The sequence below is a fragment of the Nocardia sp. NPDC058640 genome (assembly GCF_042716995.1).
Lineage (GTDB): Bacteria > Actinomycetota > Actinomycetes > Mycobacteriales > Mycobacteriaceae > Nocardia.
In genome coordinates this window covers 84,698-104,430 of sequence record NZ_JBHXRG010000005.1, presented here as the reverse complement: position 1 = coordinate 104,430, position 19,733 = coordinate 84,698, and the positions used below count along the sequence as shown (strand labels likewise).

Annotated in this window: 25 protein-coding genes; 15 read left to right on the top strand and 10 right to left on the bottom strand. The window is 65.5% G+C overall.

From position 1 onward, the window contains the following. The first annotated feature begins 2 nt into the window (after positions 1-2). On the top strand, positions 3-1,154 hold the full coding sequence (locus ACFWU5_RS09780) for a hypothetical protein (protein WP_379266796.1): 1,152 nt from the start codon (positions 3-5) through the stop codon (positions 1,152-1,154). Here ACFWU5_RS09780 and ACFWU5_RS09775 read toward each other — a convergent pair. The 3 genes from ACFWU5_RS09775 to ACFWU5_RS09765 form a co-directional block, all read right to left on the bottom strand. Then, positions 1,087-1,782, bottom strand: coding sequence for a DUF998 domain-containing protein (locus ACFWU5_RS09775; RefSeq protein WP_379266795.1), 696 nt, complete (start codon positions 1,780-1,782; stop codon positions 1,087-1,089). The two genes, ACFWU5_RS09780 and ACFWU5_RS09775, sit on opposite strands and share 68 nt — an antisense overlap. An 8-nt stretch (positions 1,783-1,790) precedes the next feature. Continuing rightward, positions 1,791-2,621 (bottom strand): DUF1206 domain-containing protein, encoded by an 831-nt coding sequence (locus ACFWU5_RS09770; protein ID WP_379241656.1) that lies wholly within the window; start codon positions 2,619-2,621, stop codon positions 1,791-1,793. Between the two features lie 83 nt (positions 2,622-2,704). Next, complete coding sequence (locus ACFWU5_RS09765) at positions 2,705-2,878, bottom strand: CsbD family protein (protein ID WP_379241655.1); 174 nt, start codon at positions 2,876-2,878, stop codon at positions 2,705-2,707. A gap of 237 nt (positions 2,879-3,115) precedes the next feature. Here ACFWU5_RS09765 and ACFWU5_RS09760 point away from each other — a divergent pair, with 237 nt between their 5' ends. After that, positions 3,116-3,481 carry a hypothetical protein gene (locus ACFWU5_RS09760; protein ID WP_379266794.1) on the top strand — a complete coding sequence of 122 codons (366 nt, stop codon included), beginning with the start codon at positions 3,116-3,118 and terminating at the stop codon, positions 3,479-3,481. Between the two features lie 156 nt (positions 3,482-3,637). Here ACFWU5_RS09760 and ACFWU5_RS09755 read toward each other — a convergent pair whose 3' ends face one another. Next, positions 3,638-4,441, bottom strand: coding sequence for a HEAT repeat domain-containing protein (locus ACFWU5_RS09755; protein WP_379266793.1), 804 nt, complete (start codon positions 4,439-4,441; stop codon positions 3,638-3,640). A gap of 152 nt (positions 4,442-4,593) precedes the next feature. Here ACFWU5_RS09755 and ACFWU5_RS09750 point away from each other — a divergent pair, with 152 nt between their 5' ends. Both ACFWU5_RS09750 and ACFWU5_RS09745 read left to right on the top strand, forming a co-directional pair. Next, complete coding sequence (locus tag ACFWU5_RS09750; protein ID WP_379266792.1) at positions 4,594-5,475, top strand: hypothetical protein; 882 nt, start codon at positions 4,594-4,596, stop codon at positions 5,473-5,475. Positions 5,476-5,532: 57 nt separating this feature from the next. Beyond that, a complete protein-coding gene (locus ACFWU5_RS09745) occupies positions 5,533-6,024 on the top strand; it encodes a hypothetical protein (RefSeq protein ID WP_379266791.1) in 492 nt (163 codons plus the stop codon). Between the two features lie 28 nt (positions 6,025-6,052). Here ACFWU5_RS09745 and ACFWU5_RS09740 read toward each other — a convergent pair whose 3' ends face one another. The 6 genes from ACFWU5_RS09740 to ACFWU5_RS09715 form a co-directional block, all read right to left on the bottom strand. Beyond that, positions 6,053-6,553, bottom strand: a complete 501-nt coding sequence (locus tag ACFWU5_RS09740; RefSeq protein WP_379266790.1) for a DinB family protein — start codon at positions 6,551-6,553, stop codon at positions 6,053-6,055. After that, complete coding sequence (locus tag ACFWU5_RS09735) at positions 6,550-6,828, bottom strand: hypothetical protein (RefSeq protein ID WP_379266789.1); 279 nt, start codon at positions 6,826-6,828, stop codon at positions 6,550-6,552. Before ACFWU5_RS09735 ends, ACFWU5_RS09740 begins: the two co-directional genes overlap by 4 nt. Continuing rightward, on the bottom strand, positions 6,825-7,994 hold the full coding sequence (locus ACFWU5_RS09730; RefSeq protein WP_379266788.1) for a hypothetical protein: 1,170 nt from the start codon (positions 7,992-7,994) through the stop codon (positions 6,825-6,827). The genes ACFWU5_RS09735 and ACFWU5_RS09730 overlap by 4 nt, the downstream gene beginning before the upstream one ends. Before the next feature lie 48 nt (positions 7,995-8,042). Further along, positions 8,043-8,699, bottom strand: a complete 657-nt coding sequence (locus tag ACFWU5_RS09725) for a disulfide bond formation protein B (RefSeq protein WP_379266787.1) — start codon at positions 8,697-8,699, stop codon at positions 8,043-8,045. Further along, complete coding sequence (locus ACFWU5_RS09720) at positions 8,696-8,860, bottom strand: DUF5993 family protein (RefSeq protein WP_379241649.1); 165 nt, start codon at positions 8,858-8,860, stop codon at positions 8,696-8,698. Before ACFWU5_RS09720 ends, ACFWU5_RS09725 begins: the two co-directional genes overlap by 4 nt. 72 nt (positions 8,861-8,932) lie before the next feature. Continuing rightward, positions 8,933-9,805 carry an oxygenase MpaB family protein gene (locus ACFWU5_RS09715; RefSeq protein ID WP_379266786.1) on the bottom strand — a complete coding sequence of 291 codons (873 nt, stop codon included), beginning with the start codon at positions 9,803-9,805 and terminating at the stop codon, positions 8,933-8,935. A 276-nt stretch (positions 9,806-10,081) separates the two neighbouring features. On the opposite strand from ACFWU5_RS09715, the gene ACFWU5_RS09710 reads away from it, so the two are divergent. The 11 genes from ACFWU5_RS09710 to ACFWU5_RS09660 are packed head-to-tail and all read left to right on the top strand — an operon-like array spanning position 10,082 to position 19,718. Further along, a complete protein-coding gene (locus ACFWU5_RS09710; RefSeq protein ID WP_379241647.1) occupies positions 10,082-10,306 on the top strand; it encodes a hypothetical protein in 225 nt (74 codons plus the stop codon). Further along, positions 10,306-10,488 (top strand): hypothetical protein, encoded by a 183-nt coding sequence (locus tag ACFWU5_RS09705; RefSeq protein ID WP_379266785.1) that lies wholly within the window; start codon positions 10,306-10,308, stop codon positions 10,486-10,488. Before ACFWU5_RS09710 ends, ACFWU5_RS09705 begins: the two co-directional genes overlap by 1 nt. Beyond that, positions 10,485-11,327 (top strand): MlaE family ABC transporter permease, encoded by an 843-nt coding sequence (locus tag ACFWU5_RS09700; protein WP_379266784.1) that lies wholly within the window; start codon positions 10,485-10,487, stop codon positions 11,325-11,327. The genes ACFWU5_RS09705 and ACFWU5_RS09700 overlap by 4 nt, the downstream gene beginning before the upstream one ends. 1 nt (position 11,328) lies before the next feature. Further along, a complete protein-coding gene (locus tag ACFWU5_RS09695; protein WP_379241644.1) occupies positions 11,329-12,192 on the top strand; it encodes an ABC transporter permease in 864 nt (287 codons plus the stop codon). A 4-nt stretch (positions 12,193-12,196) separates the two neighbouring features. Beyond that, a complete protein-coding gene (locus ACFWU5_RS09690) occupies positions 12,197-13,642 on the top strand; it encodes an MCE family protein (RefSeq protein WP_379266783.1) in 1,446 nt (481 codons plus the stop codon). A gap of 3 nt (positions 13,643-13,645) precedes the next feature. Then, positions 13,646-14,668 (top strand): MlaD family protein, encoded by a 1,023-nt coding sequence (locus ACFWU5_RS09685; protein ID WP_379266782.1) that lies wholly within the window; start codon positions 13,646-13,648, stop codon positions 14,666-14,668. Next, complete coding sequence (locus ACFWU5_RS09680) at positions 14,665-15,666, top strand: MCE family protein (protein ID WP_379266781.1); 1,002 nt, start codon at positions 14,665-14,667, stop codon at positions 15,664-15,666. The genes ACFWU5_RS09685 and ACFWU5_RS09680 overlap by 4 nt, the downstream gene beginning before the upstream one ends. Beyond that, complete coding sequence (locus ACFWU5_RS09675; RefSeq protein ID WP_379266780.1) at positions 15,666-16,760, top strand: MCE family protein; 1,095 nt, start codon at positions 15,666-15,668, stop codon at positions 16,758-16,760. Before ACFWU5_RS09680 ends, ACFWU5_RS09675 begins: the two co-directional genes overlap by 1 nt. Then, complete coding sequence (locus tag ACFWU5_RS09670; RefSeq protein WP_379266779.1) at positions 16,757-17,866, top strand: MCE family protein; 1,110 nt, start codon at positions 16,757-16,759, stop codon at positions 17,864-17,866. The genes ACFWU5_RS09675 and ACFWU5_RS09670 overlap by 4 nt, the downstream gene beginning before the upstream one ends. Continuing rightward, positions 17,863-19,047, top strand: coding sequence for an MCE family protein (locus ACFWU5_RS09665; protein ID WP_379266778.1), 1,185 nt, complete (start codon positions 17,863-17,865; stop codon positions 19,045-19,047). Before ACFWU5_RS09670 ends, ACFWU5_RS09665 begins: the two co-directional genes overlap by 4 nt. Positions 19,048-19,058: 11 nt before the next feature. Next, on the top strand, positions 19,059-19,718 hold the full coding sequence (locus tag ACFWU5_RS09660) for a hypothetical protein (RefSeq protein WP_379266777.1): 660 nt from the start codon (positions 19,059-19,061) through the stop codon (positions 19,716-19,718). Positions 19,719-19,733 lie beyond the last annotated feature (15 nt).

The window sequence follows — 19,733 nt, the reverse complement described above, 5'->3', positions numbered from 1 at the left end:
CGATGGCCGACCACTGCTCCCCCACCTTCGCCGACCTCGCCGGACAACTCGGTTTCTCCTGCGAGGAAGCGGGCGGACTGGTCGAATTCCGCAGCCCGTTCGCCCTGGAGAACTGGACCCTGCCGGTCCTGGAACTCACCATCGTGCTCGGCGCCCTGCTGGCCCTGTGGTACGCGATCGTGCGCCTGCGCCGCCACGGCGACCCCACCAACCTGGTGCTGTGGTTCGGCGCCACCGCCTACCTGTTCGTCATCGAACCGCCGCTGTACTTCCCGGCCGCGTTCGGCATCGAAGACCACGTCGACACGATGTTCGCCCACAACGTGTTCACCGTGGACTTCCTCTGGGGACGACTGCCCCTCTACATCATCGCGATCTATCCGCTGATGGCGACGATGGCGTTCGGCATCATCCGAATGCTGGGCATCTTCCGCCGCTACGGCGTACTGATCGGCGCGGCCTGCGTAGGTTACGTCCACCACGCCTTCTACGAGATCTTCGACCACCTCGGCCCCCAATTGCGGTGGTGGGAATGGTCTTTGGACAACCCACTCAACCAGCCGATGTTCGATTCGGTCCCGATGGGCAGCGTCGTGGTGTTCGCCGCTCTATGGCCGATGTCGCTGGCCTTCTGCGTGCAGTACTTCGTCGGCCGCCACGTCGACGACGGCAAGAGATTCACCGGCATCGAATTGACTTGGCGCACAATCGTCATCGGCCTCCTAGCCTCGGTAGGCACCTTCCTACTCCCCCTCCCCGCCACCGTCATCGGCATGAACAACACCACCATCCGCGGCATCGTCTACGCACTGGAACTGGCCGTCCTCGCGATAGGCGCCGCCCTCGTGATGATCCGCCAATGGACCGCACTGCGCCGGGGCACCGCGACACCCCCGCAGTACACCGACCCCTTCGTCCAACGATTCGCCACCCTCTACCTCATCATCTTCGCCGCCCTCTGGATCGCGGCCCTCCCCGATTTCTTCGCCGCCATCAACGGCGAAACCACCAACGGCGACCCCATCGGAAACCTCTGGTACACCGCCGCCTGCTTCGTAATCGCCACCGCGTCGGTCCTTGCCACCTTCACGGTGCCGCGTTCACAGGCGACCCCAGAAGCCCCCGCCTCGGCGGTATCGACAGTGCCGAGTTGATCAAAGCTCGCCGTCGCAGTATCGCGGTGCGCGCGGCGGTGAAGGCGATAGTGGTGCCGGTGACTGCCATCCAGATCGGTAGGGGGTAGAACACCAGGCGTTCGGTGATGCCGATCTGTAGGCCGACCGTCATCAGGACGGTGCCGGTGAGGCCGGCGGTGGCGCACAGGCCGGACCAGATCGCGGCGAGGCGGCGGTGCTTCCACAGCCAGATCGCGAGCAGGATCAGCACGATGTGGCGGGAGATGAAGGCTGGTAGCACGGCGAGAAAGTGCACGACGATGCCGTCGTTGGAGGGGAACAAGCCGGTTGCCGCGGTGCTGAGTCCGATGATGGTCGCGAGGGCGACGATCGACCATTGGCGGCGGCCTCGGGGTAGATAGTCCAGCAGTCCTACCGCGCCGACGATGGTCAGTGCACCGAGCGCCACGAAGGTCGCGTTCATCACCAAATGCAGTGGGGAGCAGGCATTGTGGGTGCAGGTGGTGATGCCGAGGTCGCTGATGGTGTCGTAGCGGAAGCTGTAGGGCGTTGTCCATGCGGTGGCGGTGACGAGTTCGGCGAGCAGGTAGGCCAGTGCCAGCGTCCACGTCAGTCCCGCGGCGATGTGCCGAAGACCGTGATGCACGGGGTCGACTACATCTTGGTGTATCGCGCCATGGCGAAACTGTAGAGACCGTAGGTGATGATGCCCAGTCCCGCCACGATCAACAGGGACGCTCCGAACGGTTGCGCGCCAAGGGTTTTGAACGCGCCGTCGAGTCCGGTGGCTTCGCCGGGATCGGATCGAACGACCGCCAGTATCACCAGCAATCCGATGGCCGCGACGGCTGAGCCCTTCGCGATGTATCCCACGGTGCCCAACCGGCGAACCAGATCGCTCGGGGAGCCTTCCAAGTCGGCGAGGAAACTGCGCGTGGCTCCCTTGTAGACGTGATAGCCGCCGATCGCGATGATGATCAACCCGGCGGCGACCAGCGCGATCGTGCCCACAGTGGTGGCCATCATCGTGGCAGTGATCCCGGTGCTCTGGTTACTGCTGGAAGTGCCTGCGCCCCTGGCGAATCCGACGGCGGAGAACGCGAAAGCGAGGTAGACCACCGCCAAGGAGAAGGCCTTTACCCGATTGACAGCCTCGGATTTCTTGCTGTCGGCATCGGGTCTGGACGAGCTGCCGAGCACCGCTTCGGCCAGCCGCCACAATGCCATCAGCGAGAACGCCACCACACCCACCCAGAGCGCGACGACGCCACCCGGCTTGGCGGCCAGTTCGGTCATGGCACCCGATTGGTCGGCGGTGCCCGTCCCGCCGCCGAGGGCGAGCCGGATGGCGATGTAGCCGATGATCAGGTGCACGATGCCGCTCATCACGAAGCCCGCGCGGGCGAATCGTTCGAAGATGCTGTTCTGGGCGACCCGGGCCACGGCGGTGGAGGAGTTGTCGTAGGACGGTGGGGAGTGCGGCATGGTGGTTACCCTGCGTGTGGTGGATCCGTCGACGTGGACCGCGACGGTCGTCGCGCAGGATCTACTGCGGGGGTCTGATCGGGCTAGTTTTTGAAGGCGTCCTTGATTTTGGCGCCGGACTGTTTCAGGTTGCCCTTGACTTGTTCGGCTCGACCTTCGGCCTCGAGGCGTCGGTTACCGGTGGCTCGGCCGACCGCCTTCTTCACCCGGCCCCTGGTGGCCTCGATGGAATTCGCGATCTTCTTGCTCGTGCTCATGACGGTTTCCTCGCTGTGTGAAACCAAGTCAACGCCGTATTACCGCTGGTGTCAACGATGTTGATCTACCGTCTGGTTTCCAGGCGCCGCAGCGCGCTGTCGTCGACCCCCACCCGACGACGTCACATCTGGCTTTGATGCAGAATGTGAAGGTGAGTATTACCAAACGGACGCAGGCCGGAACACCGACCGCTACGGGATCGACGGGTGTCGCGGCGCCCGTGCGCGGCTAGTTCGATGTCGGACCAGGAAGACAGGCCGGAGTTCACCACCGAGGGCAAGCAGTCGAACGTTGTTCGACTGCCGAAGCGGCCACGGCGAGGTCGAGAGGACTCGGGTGAGGGTCCGCGTCGGACATGGTTCCCCGACCCCGTCGACGATCCCGCGCAGACCCGCCCCGTCACCCGGGCCGAATTGCAGCGCGAGACGGAAACGCGACCGCTGGAGACGGTGGATCACGACGACAGCGTCATCGACCTCGCCGCGTCGCGTCGCAAACGTGCGAACACCCCGCCCGGAGTCGCGCGCCCGATGGTGCGGCCGCGCAGAATCGGGCGTAGCGAAGACCGCTCACAGCCGGACGGACCTGTTCAGCAGCCGTAGTGGGTGACCGCCGGTCCGCGGTGACGGCTGCCGGCGTGGACCCGGCATTTTCGTCCACTTTGCCGCGTCTCAGGTCGGAAAACAGGTTGAAGCGGGCCGAAGTGGTCGAAAATGCCGGGGTGCTGACATCGCCGTTTCGTCAGACCACCCGCACGCTCAAGATTCGCGGGCGGCGATGGCGGCTTGGATTCGCCGCAGGGTTCGTAAACCCTTCTTCGCGGCGACGCTGACCATGCCGTCGAACACCGTCTGACCTCGGTCGTTGGCCATCAGGCGTTCCAGGGTCGGCACGGCCTGGTCGTTGCCGGTCGACCCGAGGGCCACGGCCGCCCAGTAGCGCTGGTCCGCGTCGTCGCTGTCGGCGGCGGCGATCAGTCGCGGGAGGATTTCCGGGGCGAATTCGGACAGCGCGCTGGCGATGTAGCCGATCCGGTAGTACTTGCGGTGCTCGAATTCCTCCCACAGCGCGGACAGGGCCGCGTCGCCGCCGATCATGCCCAGCGCCTCCGCGGCCCGTTCGCGCATTCCCGCCACCGCGTCCTGCAGCAACGGCACCAGCGCCGGCACCACCGATTCGTCACCGAGCGCACCCAACGCGATCACCGCTTGTTCGCGCGCCATCTCCTGCGAGTGGTCCAGCATCGCGACCAACCCCGGAACCGCGTCCCGGAAGTCCAACGCCGCACAACCCATCGCGGCCCACGCCTGGCAGTTGTACCGAGTGTCGCCCAGCGACGCCAGCAGCGGCGCCCTCAGGCTTTCGTCACCGAACACCGCCGCCCGATTCAACGCCCGGCTGTACAGCGACCGGTGATAGTCGGGATAGTCGCGCACCAGCGCCCGCAGCGCTTCCTTGGCAGCATCGTCACCGTCCCCGGCCTGCTCGAGCAGACGCCGCAGATTCTCCTCACGGGTCTCTAGATCGCCGTCTTTGAGGGATCGCGCATCAGCTGGGTTCACCCCCCAACGGTACCTGTCGACGATCTTGTCCCCCGCCCCGTTCCGGTGTCAATCGGTCGGGAGCTATTGAATCCGGCGGGTTCGGTCAATGTGAGTTCGAGCAGGACTCCTGCCTTCACCCACGAAATGTTCGGCTCGATAAGCTGGCAGTCATGAAGCCGCCCGGCCCGGAGTCTGCGTCGAGCTACGAGGAAGCGCTGCGTGCCGCGCGGGACTTGGCGCAGGATCCCGACACTGTCATCCCGTACCCCCACCACGGGCTCGAGAATGCCCGGTACGGCCGAGGCTTCGCCTTCTTGGACACGATCAGAACCGACGGCGGCGACACCGACGGATACATTCTGGTGACCACGACCGCCTACGGTGGCGGACTACTGTCGACGGTCGGACGCACCATCGAGACGGCGATCGCCGAACACCTGGCCCGGGCCGAACACTCCCACCGGGACATCCCCGACAGCGAACTCTCGCCGGCGCACCACGTGGCGATCGAGGCCTACGACACCGGCCTCGCACGCATCGATGACCTGCCCGGGCGTGCATCGATCGATGACGCGACGGCCGACTACGCCGAGTTCGTTCTGATCAACCTGCGACGCGGTCCCGACCGTGGTGACACCGGGCGTAAAGTCCTCGCCCGCAACGACTCCCTGATGCCGGGGCCCACCGCGGGCCGACGTTACACGCAACCCTGCCCGCGCTGTGAGCAGCCCGCACTCTTTGCGGCCCGCTACCCCCGCGCAGTCTGCGGCGACTGCATCACCCGGGCCACCGACCGTACCGGCCGCCGAATCACCGGCTTCAACACTGATCTCAGTGGCGGAGTGATCGCCTACTACACAGACACCCTCGAGGATTCCGCCGGCGTCGGCTCCCAGCGGGAAGAATGCGTCGAGGTCACCCGAACAGGCGCGTGTTTTATCGACGGGCATCCGGCCACCATCCAGGAGGCGCGCTTCGGTGGGATCGTCATCGAGATGGCCTCCAACGACCGATCACGTCGCAGATGGTTTCGACGGCCGAAGAAGATCTGACGAACGGCGGCCGCGGTCGATAGTGTTGTCCGGGACAGGGATTGATCGGACGGGGTCATGGTGGACGGATCGGTAGTCACACGGGTGTCGGGGTATTGGGCTCGGTCTCGGTCCGCGCGTTATCCGCTCGCGGCAGTATTGGGGATGCTCGGCGCGGTGCTGTGGGCGATGCAGGCGTTGGGTGTGTGGATGCAGTCGCAGGAAGGCAAGTGGCAGGACGACTATCTGTCGGTCGGCAGCTCGACGGTCGCTACCGACTCCCTGCTGACGATGCTGGCAGTGGTGTTCTTGCTCATCGCCGGGCTGCTCGGTCGGGGAGCCGTACTTCTGTTGCGGGGCAAGCGGTCCGGATGCTCGTGGCTTGTGACCGGTGCATGGATGGTGATCCTCGGTCAGCTGTTCGCGGCCGTCCTTGCGTGGATCCCCATCGACGCCTTTTACCACTCCGCGCCCGCCAACCTCGTCTTCGCTACGCCCTTGGTGGTCTTCCCGTTGCTCACGGTCTTGTGTCTGACGGAAGGCCGGCGGGCGCCGACAGGAGCGGACTGACCTGACTTCCGATTCGGCTGCCGAACCCTCACGAATTCGAATGGGGTGGTACCGGATTGTCGATTTGTTCGCGGAGGATGTCGCCGTGACCTGCGTGTCTGGCGAACTCTTGGATCATGGCCAGCAGGGTGAATCGCATGCTGACGGTTTCGCCGGGGATTTCTACGGTGTCGTCGAGGTCGAAGTGGGCGGCGATGTCGCGGGAGCGTTGGCTGGCGCGTTCGAACTCGGCGATGACGTCTTCCAGGGATTCGTCGTCGGCGACGGCGAAGTTGCCCTCGTCGCGGCGTGAGTATCCGTCGCATTCGGATTCGGCCAGCCCTGCCCAAAACCGTTGGAACCAGATGCGTTCCGCGCCGGCGGCGTGCTTGATCAGTGAGATCGGTGTCGTCAGTGACACCACGAGCCGCCGACGGGAGTCGGTGTCGGACAGGCCGCGTGCGGTTTCGATGAGGGCTTCGCGGTTGCGGTCGAGCATGTCTTCGAGGATTGTTCGCTCGTCGCCGTTGGTGATTCTGTTGGTAGTCATGGAGTTTCGCTCCGTTCCCGGTGTTGCGGGCGCAGTGCGCGCAGCACGACGCGGTATGTGAGGACGGCGGGCACGACGGTCAACAAGAGTATGCGCAGGGTCAGTACGGTGGCGGCGAGAATCGGGAAGGCGGTGCCGAGGCCGTCGGGTGAACCGAAGCCGTGGCGGGCCGACATGGTTGTCAGGAGGGTGTGCAGGGCGAGGTACAGGGCGAGCAGGATCAGGGGGACGCGAATCAGCCGCCAGCCGAAGGACATCGGGCTCGACATTTTCATCGGGCCAGCTCCGGTCCTGAGGTGAGGAAGGCGAGTAGCAGGGCGTTGCCGATGACGCCGCCGGTGGCGAAACGCGTGCGATCGCCGCTGCGCAGGGGCAGGCCGAAGAGGTCTGTCGTGCGGTACAGGCGGGTGAACTTTTCTCGGTGGCCGAAGGCGCGGGCGGGGGCGAGTGCGAAACCGGTGGCGGACATCGATATTCCGAGGATCAGGGGGCCGCTGTCCATGTCGCCGTTGCCGCTGTGGCCGTCGCCGTACTCGTCGATTGCGCTGAAGCCCAGGAGGTTTCGTTGCTGATCGAACAGTTCCGCCGCCAGTTCCTCGGCCAGTGCCCGGTCCGCGAAACCGGCGAAGTAGGCGGCCAACCCGGTCCCTGAGGCGCGTGGGGCATCATGGGCTCGGCCGTCGACTCCCATGCGTTGGATCACCAGCCCGGTATCCCGGTCGATCTGCACCGCACGCACCTGCTGCGCCCAGTGCGCGATGACGGCCGTGTGATCGGTGCCGGTGGCCCGACCGTGCACCGCGATCGCGGCTGCCACCGCCGCCACGTCGGTCGGGTAGGCCTCGCCCGGAAAGGTGTCGAGCAGACCCGTCGGTGAAGCGAGCAGTCGCCGTTCGAAGGCCCGGATCAGCGCATCGTGCTGGGCCGCGAGGTGGGGTGGGAAGGCCGGGTCGACCAGTCGCGCCATCCCGAGCGCCAGCGCCGGGTAGGAGAGGTAGGCGTGCCCGTCCGGGCTGTCGAGCTCGGCCAGTCCGTCCCGGCCGTGCCAGGACGACGTGAACTCGCTGCGCAACTGCGGCAACAAACTCTTGACCGCCGCACGGGTGACGACGGGCGCGTACCGGTCCCGCCATTCGGGGTGCTCGAGCGACACTTGAGCCAGTCCCAGCGCCGTCATCTGGTGCGCGAGCAGCCCCCACATGCCGACAACCCGATCCGCCCCACCGCCGGCACGCCACTGATCATCATCGTCTTCGAAGGCCACCATTTCCTCGGCGAGACCACGCACGGTCGCCGGATCACCCCGATACCACTGGTCGGCGTCACGACCGCACCACCACCGCGGCAGCAGGCACGCGACCGCAACCGCCGCCACCAGGGCAACAACTATCGTGAACCGACGGCGAAAGCTGTGCCGCGCCGTGCCGGTGGAACTCCCCATGCCCCGAAGGTACCTGCGCGGCGCGGACTTTCGCCCTGAGCAAGGTGTCTACTTTTCGGGAAGCACGCATCCGGCGTCGAGGATGCCCACGTCGTAGAACAGTTGGTAGCAGGACGGGTCGTCGGGCAGTTTCCAGTGGAAGCCTTCCAGGGCGAAGACCACTACCAGGTTGGCGGCAATGACCAAGCCGCAGAACAACAGTGCGCATTTTCCGATGGTGGCAAAGGAAGAGGGAATCCTGGTCGCGGCGGTGGCGTGCGACAGGCTCAGGACCACGCCGACGGTGGTGATGGCGGCGACATAGAGGACCAGAGCCCAGACGTAGAGGTGCAGGCCGAGGACTTCGCCACCGTAGCCGGAATCGCCGGGCAGGATGTGCAGCATCGTCTGACGCCAGGCGGTGAAAGCGCCTCCGACACAACCGACTATGGCCAGACCCCAGCCGACCGCGTAGTCGCGCGGCGCGATGTGACCGTTCATGCCTTTGCGGACGATGTACGCGCCGCCGAGTGCGGCCAGCACCATGAACATGCGCTGCAGCATGCACAGCGGGCACGGATATTCCCAGTTCAGGAATTGCACGGCGAAACCGCCGCAGATCACCGCACTCCACCCGAACACGAAAATGACCGCGAGCCAATACTGCAGCGACCCGAGCGGGCCGGACTTCTCCTCGGTGGCGGCCACGGCCGCTGTTTCGCTCACCATGTCAATCCGAGGCCGAGTCCGCTGGTGATGTGCACTTTCAACAGCACCGCGCACAGCACGAAACCGATCCACCACGCGGTCAGCACCGCTCGCCGTGAACTGTCGCGAAAGATCAGCACCAATGCGATCAACAAGGCTGCGAATATGACTGTGTCCATGTGCCCCGACGCTACTCGGCGGCAGGGCGAAATCAGCCCGACGCGCCCGGATAACGCCAGCTCAGGAGGCTGTCAGATCAGTGCCTTCTGTGTGCGGATTCGGCGGCGCACGTCGCGGATCATCGCGTGGGTGCCGGCGAAGCGAATGAATCTCGGGATGAAGCGGTTGATGAAGCCGACGAACAGGAAAAGGTGTTCGAAACGGCGTTGGTCGGCTTCGGACCAGTCGATGGCCATTTGGTCGCGGAAATGCGGGGGCAGGAAGCCCGCGGTGAGAAACTGCAGGAGGTTGCCGAACAGCAGGCGCGTGGACCAGTGGATCATGCGCAGGTGCAGCAGATCGTCGATGTAGGCGCGGAATTCGTCGTCGCAGACTACTTGTTCGCACGCTTGCAGCCAGTAGCGGTCGAAGTCGGCGCGGGTCGGTGGCCACATGTCGGGGTGGACCTGCAGGGTGGTGCCGAAGGTATCGGAGCCCTGGTAGAACACCTCGAGTTCTTCGGGTGTCATTTTGCCGCACAGCAGTTGGTGGGTGTCTTCGAAGCCGACGTAAATGGCGGCGGCGACGTACATTTGGAGATCGCGGTCGAAGGCGTTGTACTTCACCTTCGAATCGGGGCCCGACTTGACCTGGCGGTGCGCCACGTTCACCGCCTCGCGCATGGCCAGCTTGTCCTCGTCGGTACCGAGCACGGCCACCGCGAGGTAGGCGGAAGTGGTGCGCAGGCGCTTCCACGGGTGGACCATGAGGGCGCCGGACTCGACCTTGCTCTCCAGCACCCCGGCCGCGACACCTTGGTGCGCGAACTGCATCGCCACGTTCGCAGCCGCACCCGCGAACATCCAGAAGTCCAGGGCGTCGGCGAGTCGAGCGGGGCGTTTGCGGGGTGATCGGTGGGTGTCGGGGATGTGCAGGCGCACGCGGTCCAGGGTCAGCGTGGTCATCGGCGAACCTCCTGCGGTCACCGACAGTCGGCGACCTTCCGCCACTAAGTTAATCACCATTCTCTACCCATCGGAGAGAATTACTAGTAACTTAACTCGCAGCACGGGGGTGGCTCAGCCTGCCTCACGGCTCTCACATCCTCCTACTACGAAGAATTACCGGCAACATCGTCGATTCGATGACGAATTGTCGGCAGCATCGTCGAACGGTCGACGACGTCGGCTCCCAGCCTGCACCACCGACCGGCTCTCGAAGGAAGGAACACCGGTATCGCCATGTTGCGACGACTGGACAGGTTTCTCAGTTACGAGATGAAGGTGTCGGAGTTCCTCGGCACGATCGTCATCCTCGGCATCCCCTATGGTCTGGTCGGGATCATCTGGACCTTCACCCATACCGACCATCTGCGCGACCTGCACGGTGTCGATCTGGTCATCTCGTTTCTGGGATCCATCGTGTGCTGGCCGGTGCTCACCTTCGCGAACGTGACGATGACCTGATGATGGCGGCGGTCTGGGTTATCGACATCGTGGTAATCGTGATCAAGATTCTTGGTGGTGTTACCAAGGTGAATCCTGTTCTGCGCGTGGGTATGTGGATTGCGTTACTGTGCGTGGCAGCGTTGAGTGCAGCGGCGGTGGGTGCACTGATGGTCGCGCTGGAACGGTGGTTGAGCGCATGACGAAACCCGAGACATCGGAAGTCGACAAGATCATCGACAGCGCCGCCGGACTGTGGCGGCGACACCCGCAGCAGTCGATCGAGACCCTCGGAAGGCAGGTCCTGCTGGCCAGGGCCGCGATCGCGCAGTTGTTCCTTTCCCTTGTGCAGCGGCGGTTTCCGTTCCACGAGTTCATCAAACAGTGCGCCTTCATGGCCAATGTGTCCGCGCTGCCGACGGTGTTCGTCGCGATCCCGGTGGCGGTGGTGGTATCGATCCAGGTGGGCGCGCTGGTCAACCAGGTCGGTGCAACCACCTTCATCGGAGCGGTCGTGGGTCTCGGGATCATCCGGCAGGGTGCGCCGCTGGTGACCTCGCTGATGATCGCGGGCGCGGTCGGTTCGGCGATCTGCGCCGATCTGGGTTCGCGCACCATCCGCGAGGAGATCGACGCGATGCGGGTGATGGGGGTGGATCCGGTGCGCAGGCTGGTCGCGCCGCGCCTGGCCGCCGCGGTGCTGGTGAGCATGCTGCTGTGCGGGTTCATCGTGTTCGTCGGCTTCGCGACCGCGTACCTGTTCAATGTCTATGCCCAGCACGGCACTCCGGGATCGTTCATCGGTTCGTTCGCCTCGTTCGCGGTGGCCAACGACCTGATCGTGGCCCTGTTCAAGGCGGCCATCTTCGGCTTGCTCACGGCGATCATCGCCTGCGACATCGGATTACACACCAAGGGCGGGCCGGGCGGGGTGGCGAACTCGGTGAACTCCGCGGTGGTGTCGTCGGCGCTGATGCTGTTCGCCACCAACATCATCGTCACCCAGCTCTACAACACCTTCTTCCCGTCGAAGGTGGTCTGAGATGGCCGCCGAATATGTGCCGCCCGCGATGAAGCCGGTGCGGATGGTGGGTTCCGCCGCCAAGGTGCCGATCCGGGCGAATCAGCGCGTGGGGCATCAAGCGATCGTGTTCTTCCAGGCGTTGTTCGCCGTGCCGTTCGCGCTGCGCCACTATCGCAAAGAAGTGTCGCGGCTGATCGCCGACGTCGGGTGGGGTAACGGGTCGCTGATCGTGGGCGGCGGCACGGTCGGGGTGGTGGTGGTGTTGTGCGCGTTCGGCGGCATCACCGTGGGCGTGGAGTCGTACACCGCGCTGAACCTGTTGACCATGGGACCGCTCAGTGGTGCCATCTCCGGTTTCGCGACCACCCGCGAAATCGCGCCGATCCTGGGCACTCTCGCGTTCGCGATCCAGTCCGGTTGTCGGTTCACCGCCCAGTTGGGGTCGATGCGGATCTCGGAGGAGATCGACGCTCTGGAATCCATCGCGATCCGGCCGCTGCCGTACCTGGTCACCACCCGGATGATCGCGGCCACGGTGACCATCGTGCCGCTGTACACCCTCGGACTCGCGGTGGCGTACATCTCGACCAAGCTGTCGGTGCTGTTTCTCGGCGGCACCACCGCGGGCACCTACGACCACTACTTCTTCCAGTTCCTGGTGGGCGGCGACGTGTTCTTCTCGGTGCTCAAGGTGGTGGTTTTCGTGCTGCTCGCCACGTTCATCCAGTGCTACTACGGGTATGTCGCCACCGGCGGTCCCGAAGGTGTCGGGGTGGCGGCGGGGCGGGCGATCAAGATGGTGATCGTGGTCATGGTGTTCACGAATCTGTTTCTCACCCTTGCTATCTGGGGCATCGACCCCGGATTCCGGATCTCGGGATAGGTCGATGATTCTCGATCCCAGTGGGCGCGGGCCCAAACCGTTCCAGCTCACCCTCGCGGGCCTGGCCGTGGCGGTGACGCTGGCCGCGGCGATGTATCTGCTCGGGATGCGCTACAACGGCGAGTTCGAAGACACCGTGGTGGTGCGCGCGGAGCTGACCAGCACCGGCGACGGGCTACCGCAGCGCGCGGACGTGAAGTATCGCGGGATGCACGTGGGTGCGGTGTCGGCGGTCGACATGGTCGCCAAGGGCAGGCTGCAGCACGCAACCTTGGAACTGAAACCCGGTCTGGCCGAAACGATTCCGAATACCGTGACCGCGCGGGTGATCCCGGACAATATCTTCGGCGTCACCTCGATCCAGCTGGTGGACAACGCACCCTCGACCACCACTTTGCGCGCGGGCGCCACCATCCGCGAAGACACCAGTTCGGCCACAGTCCAACTGCAGACCACGCTGAACACCTTGCGCGAGGTGCTCACCACGATCCAGCCCGAGAAACTGGGCCGGGTGCTGGCCACTCTGGCCGCCGCGCTCGACCCTGCGGTACGGGTTCCCGGTTCCACCATCGAGCGCCTGGATACCTGGCTCACCGAGGTGCACCGGATTCCCGAAATCGGTGGTCTGCTGGGCGATCTCGGGCGCGCGTCGATGGCGTTGAGCCAGTCCGCGCCGGAACTGGTCGGGATGCTGGGCGACTCGCTGACCGCCGCGAACACCCTCAACGAGCACCGCACCCAACTGGTGGCGCTGCTGACCCAAGGCAGCTCCACCGTCGACGCGGTGAACAGTCTGTTCGCCGCGAACCCGAACTCGGGCAAGGAACTGGTCGACGGGTTGGACACGGTATTCGGTGCGCTGGCACAGGATCCCGACGCGTTGCGCACCACCGCGGTCAATTTCAATGCCTCGTTGCGAAAGCTGCAGCAGGTATTCCACTTCGGGCCACGCAAGCAGATGGTGTGGAAGATGGATGTGTCGTTCACGCCGTTCCAGCAGTACACGGCGGCGGACTGCCCACGCTATGGGGACATGGCGGGGCCGCGGTGTGGTGGGCCGACGGTGCCGGAAGTGGCTCCGCCGCAGGAGTATCCGGCGCAGCAGCTCCCCCGGCGTCTGGAGTCGGCGGGCCCCGCGCCGATCGTGCAGATTCCCGGCCTGCCCGGCGCACCCGTGATTCCGGGCCTGCCCGCGCTTCCCGGCCCACCCGTGATTCCCGGCCTGCCTACGATTCCGGGCTTCCCGACGATTCCCGGGCTGCCCGTTATTCCCGGCCTCACCGCGCCAGCCGCCGCACCGCTACCCAATTCCGGTGCTGCCGTGCCGATCTCGGTGCGAGGAACGGACGCGGTGGCGGCGGTGGTCGGTGGCCGACCCACCGTCGCCCAACTGCTGCTACTGGGTCCCGTCCTCGGAAATGTCACCCTCGTCCCCGAAAGCGCGGTGTAGCAGATGAAATCGGCCAAGCCACTGATCGGGTTCAGCTTCTTCGTCGTTCTCACGGTGGTGCTCACCTACACCGTGTGGTCGACGCTGCAGCGCAGCGTGCCGGGCCCCACCAACAGCTACTCGGCACTGTTCACCGACGTGCTCGGCCTGCGCGTGGGCGACGACGTGCGCATGGCCGGTGTGCGGGTGGGCCGCGTGGACAAGATCGATTTCACGCACGACTACACCGCCCGCGTCGACTTCCAGCTCGAGGAACGTCAACACCTCACCGATACCACGAAAGCCCTTGTCCGCTACCAGAATCTGATCGGCCAGCGCTACATCGCTTTGGCCGCGGGCGAGACGGCGGGCATGACCGTGCCGCCGGGTTCGCAGATTCCGCTGACCCGCACCGAGCCGTCCTTCGACGTGTCCGCGCTGCTGTCGGGTTTCGAACCGCTGTTCAGCGTGCTGCAACCCGACCAGATCAACTCCCTGTCCGAAACGCTCATCCAAGCGTTGCAGGGTAACGAGATCTCGTTGTCCGCGTTGATCACTCAGGCCGCGGAGCTGGCGAACACCTTCGGCCAGCGCGACGAGATTCTCGGCGACGTGCTGGTCAATCTCAGCTCCGTGATGGCGGGCCTGGCCAACCGCAGCGGCGAACTGGAAACCCTGATCACCCAGACCCGCAGCCTGATGGACGGGCTGTACGCGGAAGGACAGTCGTTGAAGAGTTCCGTCGACCGGGTGGCGGTGGCCACCGACTCGCTGGTCACGCTCATCGGGCAGGTGAAACCGGGCATGGGACAGGCCCAGCGCACCGCCACCCAGGGCGTGATGATGTTGCTGTACAACGGTGTCGCGCTGGATCAGGCCGCGGTGGAACTGCCCGATTTCCTCAACGGTGTCGCCCGGTTCACCAGTTACGGCGCCTACGGCAACGCCTACATCTGCCGCCTGGACGTCTCGCTGTGGAACACGGTGTTGCCGCCGGGGATCTTCTCGCAGGTCGGCGGCGATTCGCAGTCGGGGGTGTGCCGATGAGAGGCTTCCTGCGCGACAACCGCAACCTGCGACTGGGCCTCGGCGCGGTGCTCGCGGTGGCGGTGCTGCTCGGCGGTTCCAGCCTGTTGGCTCAGCTTCGATTGGGCGACAAGGTGATTCACGCCGAGTTCGCGCAAGCGGCCGGTTTGCGGCCCGGCGCCACCGTGGACATCTCCGGTATCGAGGTCGGGGCGGTGCGCGCGGTCGACCTTGTCAACGACCGGGTCGATGTGACCATGGCCGTGCGCCGCGACCTGCGCCTGGGCGCCGACGCGACCGCGGCGATCAAGATGTCGACCATCCTGGGACGCCTGCACATCGACTTGAAGCCGGGCAAGGACACCGCCCCGCTGCCGGGTAACCGCATCACCGTCGAAAAGACCGCTGTCCCTTACAACTTGAGCAAGGTCATCCAGGACCCGCAGTACACGTCCTCGTTCGAACGCATCGAGCGCCTGGACCCGACGAAGCTGCGGACCGCGCTGGACCTGCTCGACAAGCAGATGGGCGACTCCCCCGCGATGGCCGTGCAGGCCATGGACAGCGTCGGCGCGCTGGCCAGGGTGATCAATGCTCGCCGCGACGAAGTCGACGTGTTGCTCACCAGCATGGATCAGGTGTCGCAGCTGGCGTCGGACAACCGCAACAGCGTGCTGGTGCTGCTCACCCGCGGTGAGGCGATCGGCGCCGCGGTGCAGACCAGGCAGACGCTGTTGTCCCAGCTGCTGGACAATGTCGCGGCACTGTCGAAACTGTTGCAGGACATGGGTATCGAGAACAACGGGGAACTCGGTCCGCTGATCACCAACCTCAACACCATGGCCGACGGCCTGACCAAGAACAAGGGCAACCTGGACCGGCTCTACGAGATCGCCCCGGTCACGTTGCGCCAGTTCAACAACGTGGTCGGCAACGGCCCCTACGGCGACGTGTGGGCACCGTGGCTCTTTCCCGACAACTGGCTGTGCTTCGCGCAGGCGATACAGGGGTGCAACTGATGAGAAGCAGAGCGAAACTGGCCGCGCTGTGCGTGGCGGCCGCCGTGATGTCGGGCTGTTCGCTGCTGCCCAGCAGTGTGTCGAATCTGGGTGAGCGGTATCTGGGTGAGAACAAGCGGATCAGCGCCGATTTCGAGAGCGTGGCGGGGCTTTATGTGGGCAACGAGGTGGCGGTGCTCGGCGTTCCGGTGGGGGTCGTCGAATCGGTGACGCCGCGCGGCAGTTATGTCGAGGTGGTGATGTCGGTGAAGGGCGACGTGCGCATTCCCGCCGATGCCATGGCCGCGTTGATCTCGCCGCAGCTGATCACCAACCGGCACGTCGAACTCGCGCCCGCCTACACCGGGTCCGGTCCCGAACTGGCCGACGGCGCGCATCTTCCGTTGGCGCGCACCAGAACTCCCGTCGAACTCGACCGCATTCTGGAGAACTTCGACCAGCTCGGTGCCGCGCTCAAAGGCGACAGCGAGGCGGGCCCGATGGCCAGCCGGGTGCTGTTCCCGCTGCTGGACGGCAATGGCGACCGACTCCGTGAAACCCTGGACTCGCTGTCGGGGGCCTTCGAGGTGACCCTGGCCAACAAGGACCAGATCGCGAACACGGTGATCCGGCTCAACGAGATCACCCAGATCATCGCCGACAACGACCAGACCGTCCGCGATTTCAGCGGTCGCATCACCGAACTGATCGCCCTGCTCGGCGAACAGGCACCCGGTTTGCAGGCGGTGTTGAAACAGCTCGACGACTTCATCACCAACACCTCCACGGTCGTGGGTCAGAACCAGGATCAGCTGGCGGGCGCGCTCACGAAGTTCGTCGCCATCGCCGCCCAGATGCGGGCCAACGCACGCGGTCTCACCGAGATCGTCGACGTCGGGCCGCTGTTCTTCGACAACATCGACAACGCCGTCAGCCGCGAACACCAAGCGCTGCGCCTGCACGGGCTGCTCGAGAAGGCGGTGCTGGACGGCGAGGCACTGTCGCTGTTCTGCGAACGCGTGCAGCTGCGCCATGACGGGTGCCGCACCGGCAAGATCGCCGACTTCGGACCCGACTTCGGGCTGACCGCCGCACTGCTGGGCATCACCAAATGAGCGCGCGCACAGGGCTTTCCGCTGCTTTCCTCGCGCTCGTGCTCGCGGCGAGCACCGCGTGCTCGCTCACGGTGCGGGAGCTGCCGATGCCCGAACCGGGCATCGGTGGCCCCGGCTACACCCTGCACGCCACCTTCCGTGATGCGCTGAACCTGCCCGACCGTGCCCAGGTGAAGATCGGCGGCACCGATATCGGTGTGGTGACCGACATTTCGGCGACATCGTTTTTGGCGAATGTCGAAATGCTGATCCGGCAGGACATCCAGTTGCCGCGCGGCACCACCGCCGAACTGCGGCAGGCGACGCCGCTGGGCGATGTGTTCGTCGCGATGACCCTGCCCACCGACGCGCAAGCCGGTGCACCACTGCGCGCGGGGGAAACCATCAGCCTCGAACACACCGGCTCGGCCGCCTCGGTGGAACAGTTGATGATGTCGATCTCGATGCTGATCAACGGTGGCGGCATCAACCAGGCCGCGCGGATCACCTCCGAACTGGATTCGATCTTCGCCGGGCACGCACCGCAACTGCGGCACCTGGTCACCGAGATGACCGATGTGATCGCCGCGCTCAACGCGCGCACCGGCGACCTCGACGCCACCCTGCACGGTTTGCAGGTGCTCACCGGCGAACTCGCCGGCCGCAAAGCCGAACTCGGTGCCGTGGCCGACAGCTTTCCGCAGGTCATCGGGCTTGTCGCGGAGAACAACCAGTCGATCGTGGACCTGATCGGCAAGGTCGCGGTCACCATGGACGCGCTCGGCGACTTCAGCACCAGCAACGGGCCGCAGTTCGTGAGCCTGTTCTCGAGCGTGCAGAAGCTGATGCAGGGGTTCACCAGCATGGGTGACGACCTCACCGGCACCCTCGACGGGCTGCACACCCTCTACCCGTCGCTGATGGCCTCCCTGCAGGGGCCCACCCTGGCCGTGGCGGCCACGGTGTCCTATCTCAGCATCGGCGCACTCACCGACCCTTCGGGCAGTCGCTTGCCCGAAGGCGGCGACGTGCCGGCGTTCATCGGCAGCCTGGCCGAGGTGCTGGCCAAGGTGTTCGGGCGCGTGACCAGCGTGCCGCAACCCGCACCGCAGGAGGGTCCGCGATGAACTCACCACTGTGGAACTGGTTGGTGCGCAAGCGGATTGCGGTCGCCAATGCCGGGTTGGTCGTGGTGCTCGTGCTGGGCTGTCTGTATCTGGGTGGTGCGGTGTTGCGGATCGATCCGAGCCGGTCGCAGTACGGCGTGACCGTGGAGTTGGCGTCCTCGGGCGGGCTGTCGGTCGGCAGCGATGTCACCTTTCGCGGATGGCGGGTCGGGCGGGTCAGCGCTGTTCGGGTGTCCGGTGACGGGGTCGCGGCGGTGGCCGAAATCGACGGTGGCACACAGATTCCCATCGGGGGAACCGTTGCGGTGAACAGGTTGTCGGCGGCAGGCGAGCAGTATCTGGACTTCCGGCCTGTCTCCGACAGCGGGCCGTATCTGCGCGACGGCTCGGTGGTCGAGCGTGCGCGGACCTCGGTGCCGGTGCCGATGCAGTCGCTGTTGGCGAATATGAGCGGACTGGTCGGTGGGATGAATCCCGAACGGCTCACCGTGATCGTCGACGAACTCGACAAGGCACTCGCAGGCGGCCCGGATCGGTTGCGCAACATGATCTCCGGGATCAGCCAGGCCATGGCGGGGATGACCGAACTGCTGCCGCACACCCAGCAGCTGTTGCACAACCTGCAGGTCATCGCCGAGACGACCTCACACGCGCAACCCGACCTCACCACGCTCACCGGGTCGGGCACTGCCCTGTTCCGCCAGTTCACCGCCGCCGACGCGGAGTTGCGGCACCTGCTGCAACAGGGGCCGGGGCAACTGTCGACGTTGGGTGGGTTCGTGTCGCGCACCCACGACCCGATCACCGATCTGGTCACGAACTTCGTCGCGATCACCAAGGCCGCCAAGCTCCGGCAACCGGCGCTCCAGGCGCTGTTCCCGTCGCTGAGTCGCTTCGCTGATGCACTGGGCGTCCCGGCGCACGATGGCGGCTTCTTCACGCTGATCGATCCGTGGCCGCGGCCGTCGTGCGAGTACGAGACCCTGCCCGTGGTGCCCACCATCGAGACCACCGATACCCGGGTTCGGCTCTACAACTACTGCGTCACCACCAATCCCGCTCTGCAAGTACGTGGTTCGGCCAACGCGCCGCGCCCCGCCGGCCCCGACAACGGCGCGGGCCCACCGCCTGGCGTCACCGGCAACGAACTGTCCCAGCCCGCAGTCCCCGCACCACGTTGAGGAATTCGACCATGAGCAACGACGACACCGTGACCCCTGACGATTCCGACGCGACACCTGCGGGCCCCGCTGTCGAGATGGCGAAGGTCGCCGAATCGACCACCGCCGCGGCCGCTGAACGACCGACACCGGAAGCGTTGGTCGACCGCGAGGCACCCTCCTCCTGGTTGCGCGGGCGCACCGCCGAACGAGCGGGAGTGGCCGTGGTGCTCGCCGCGGCGCTTGCCACCTCGGTGGTGTTCTTCGTGCAGAACCACCACAGCCAGAGCCTGCTGCAAGCCCACGAACAAGCACGCGAGGCCGCCTGCCACTACGGCCCGATCATGGCCGAATACGACAGCGAACACCTCGACACCTACTTCAAGTCCGTGCTCGACGGTGCCACCGGTGACTGGAAGAAGCAGTTCGAATCCACCAGCACCGAGTTGCGGGAAGTGCTCATCAAGGGCGAGGTCACCTCCGAGGTCACCGACACCCAGTGCGCGATCCGCACCGCGAACGAGGACGCCGCCGAGGCGATCGTGATGGTCCGGCAGACCATTACCAGCCTGGGCACCGGGCACAAACCCAAGCCCGGCCAGCTGTCGATGATGCTGAGCCTGCGCAACGACAACGGCCGCTGGCTGGTCGAGAAGGTGAACTCCCCCACCCCGCCCACCCAGGCGCAGTGAGCGAATCCGGTGAGC

Excerpts from the sequence above, each read along its gene's own strand:
- ACFWU5_RS09750 (WP_379266792.1), top strand. The coding sequence starts at position 4,594 with ATGAAGCCGCCCGGCCCGGAGTCTGCGTCGAGCTACGAGGAAGCGCTG.
- ACFWU5_RS09695 (WP_379241644.1), top strand. The coding sequence starts at position 11,329 with ATGGCCGCCGAATATGTGCCGCCCGCGATGAAGCCGGTGCGGATGGTG.
- ACFWU5_RS09765 (WP_379241655.1), bottom strand. The coding sequence starts at position 2,878 with ATGAGCACGAGCAAGAAGATCGCGAATTCCATCGAGGCCACCAGGGGC.
- ACFWU5_RS09760 (WP_379266794.1), top strand. The coding sequence starts at position 3,116 with ATGTCGGACCAGGAAGACAGGCCGGAGTTCACCACCGAGGGCAAGCAG.
- ACFWU5_RS09675 (WP_379266780.1), top strand. The coding sequence starts at position 15,666 with ATGAGAAGCAGAGCGAAACTGGCCGCGCTGTGCGTGGCGGCCGCCGTG.
- ACFWU5_RS09735 (WP_379266789.1), bottom strand. The coding sequence starts at position 6,828 with ATGAAAATGTCGAGCCCGATGTCCTTCGGCTGGCGGCTGATTCGCGTC.
- ACFWU5_RS09700 (WP_379266784.1), top strand. The coding sequence starts at position 10,485 with ATGACGAAACCCGAGACATCGGAAGTCGACAAGATCATCGACAGCGCC.
- ACFWU5_RS09670 (WP_379266779.1), top strand. The coding sequence starts at position 16,757 with ATGAGCGCGCGCACAGGGCTTTCCGCTGCTTTCCTCGCGCTCGTGCTC.
- ACFWU5_RS09770 (WP_379241656.1), bottom strand. The coding sequence starts at position 2,621 with ATGCCGCACTCCCCACCGTCCTACGACAACTCCTCCACCGCCGTGGCC.
- ACFWU5_RS09710 (WP_379241647.1), top strand. The coding sequence starts at position 10,082 with ATGTTGCGACGACTGGACAGGTTTCTCAGTTACGAGATGAAGGTGTCG.
- ACFWU5_RS09685 (WP_379266782.1), top strand. The coding sequence starts at position 13,646 with ATGAAATCGGCCAAGCCACTGATCGGGTTCAGCTTCTTCGTCGTTCTC.
- ACFWU5_RS09660 (WP_379266777.1), top strand. The coding sequence starts at position 19,059 with ATGAGCAACGACGACACCGTGACCCCTGACGATTCCGACGCGACACCT.
- ACFWU5_RS09780 (WP_379266796.1), top strand. The coding sequence starts at position 3 with ATGGCCGACCACTGCTCCCCCACCTTCGCCGACCTCGCCGGACAACTC.
- ACFWU5_RS09680 (WP_379266781.1), top strand. The coding sequence starts at position 14,665 with ATGAGAGGCTTCCTGCGCGACAACCGCAACCTGCGACTGGGCCTCGGC.
- ACFWU5_RS09665 (WP_379266778.1), top strand. The coding sequence starts at position 17,863 with ATGAACTCACCACTGTGGAACTGGTTGGTGCGCAAGCGGATTGCGGTC.
- ACFWU5_RS09730 (WP_379266788.1), bottom strand. The coding sequence starts at position 7,994 with ATGGGGAGTTCCACCGGCACGGCGCGGCACAGCTTTCGCCGTCGGTTC.
- ACFWU5_RS09690 (WP_379266783.1), top strand. The coding sequence starts at position 12,197 with ATGATTCTCGATCCCAGTGGGCGCGGGCCCAAACCGTTCCAGCTCACC.
- ACFWU5_RS09740 (WP_379266790.1), bottom strand. The coding sequence starts at position 6,553 with ATGACTACCAACAGAATCACCAACGGCGACGAGCGAACAATCCTCGAA.
- ACFWU5_RS09745 (WP_379266791.1), top strand. The coding sequence starts at position 5,533 with ATGGTGGACGGATCGGTAGTCACACGGGTGTCGGGGTATTGGGCTCGG.
- ACFWU5_RS09705 (WP_379266785.1), top strand. The coding sequence starts at position 10,306 with ATGATGGCGGCGGTCTGGGTTATCGACATCGTGGTAATCGTGATCAAG.
- ACFWU5_RS09715 (WP_379266786.1), bottom strand. The coding sequence starts at position 9,805 with ATGACCACGCTGACCCTGGACCGCGTGCGCCTGCACATCCCCGACACC.
- ACFWU5_RS09720 (WP_379241649.1), bottom strand. The coding sequence starts at position 8,860 with ATGGACACAGTCATATTCGCAGCCTTGTTGATCGCATTGGTGCTGATC.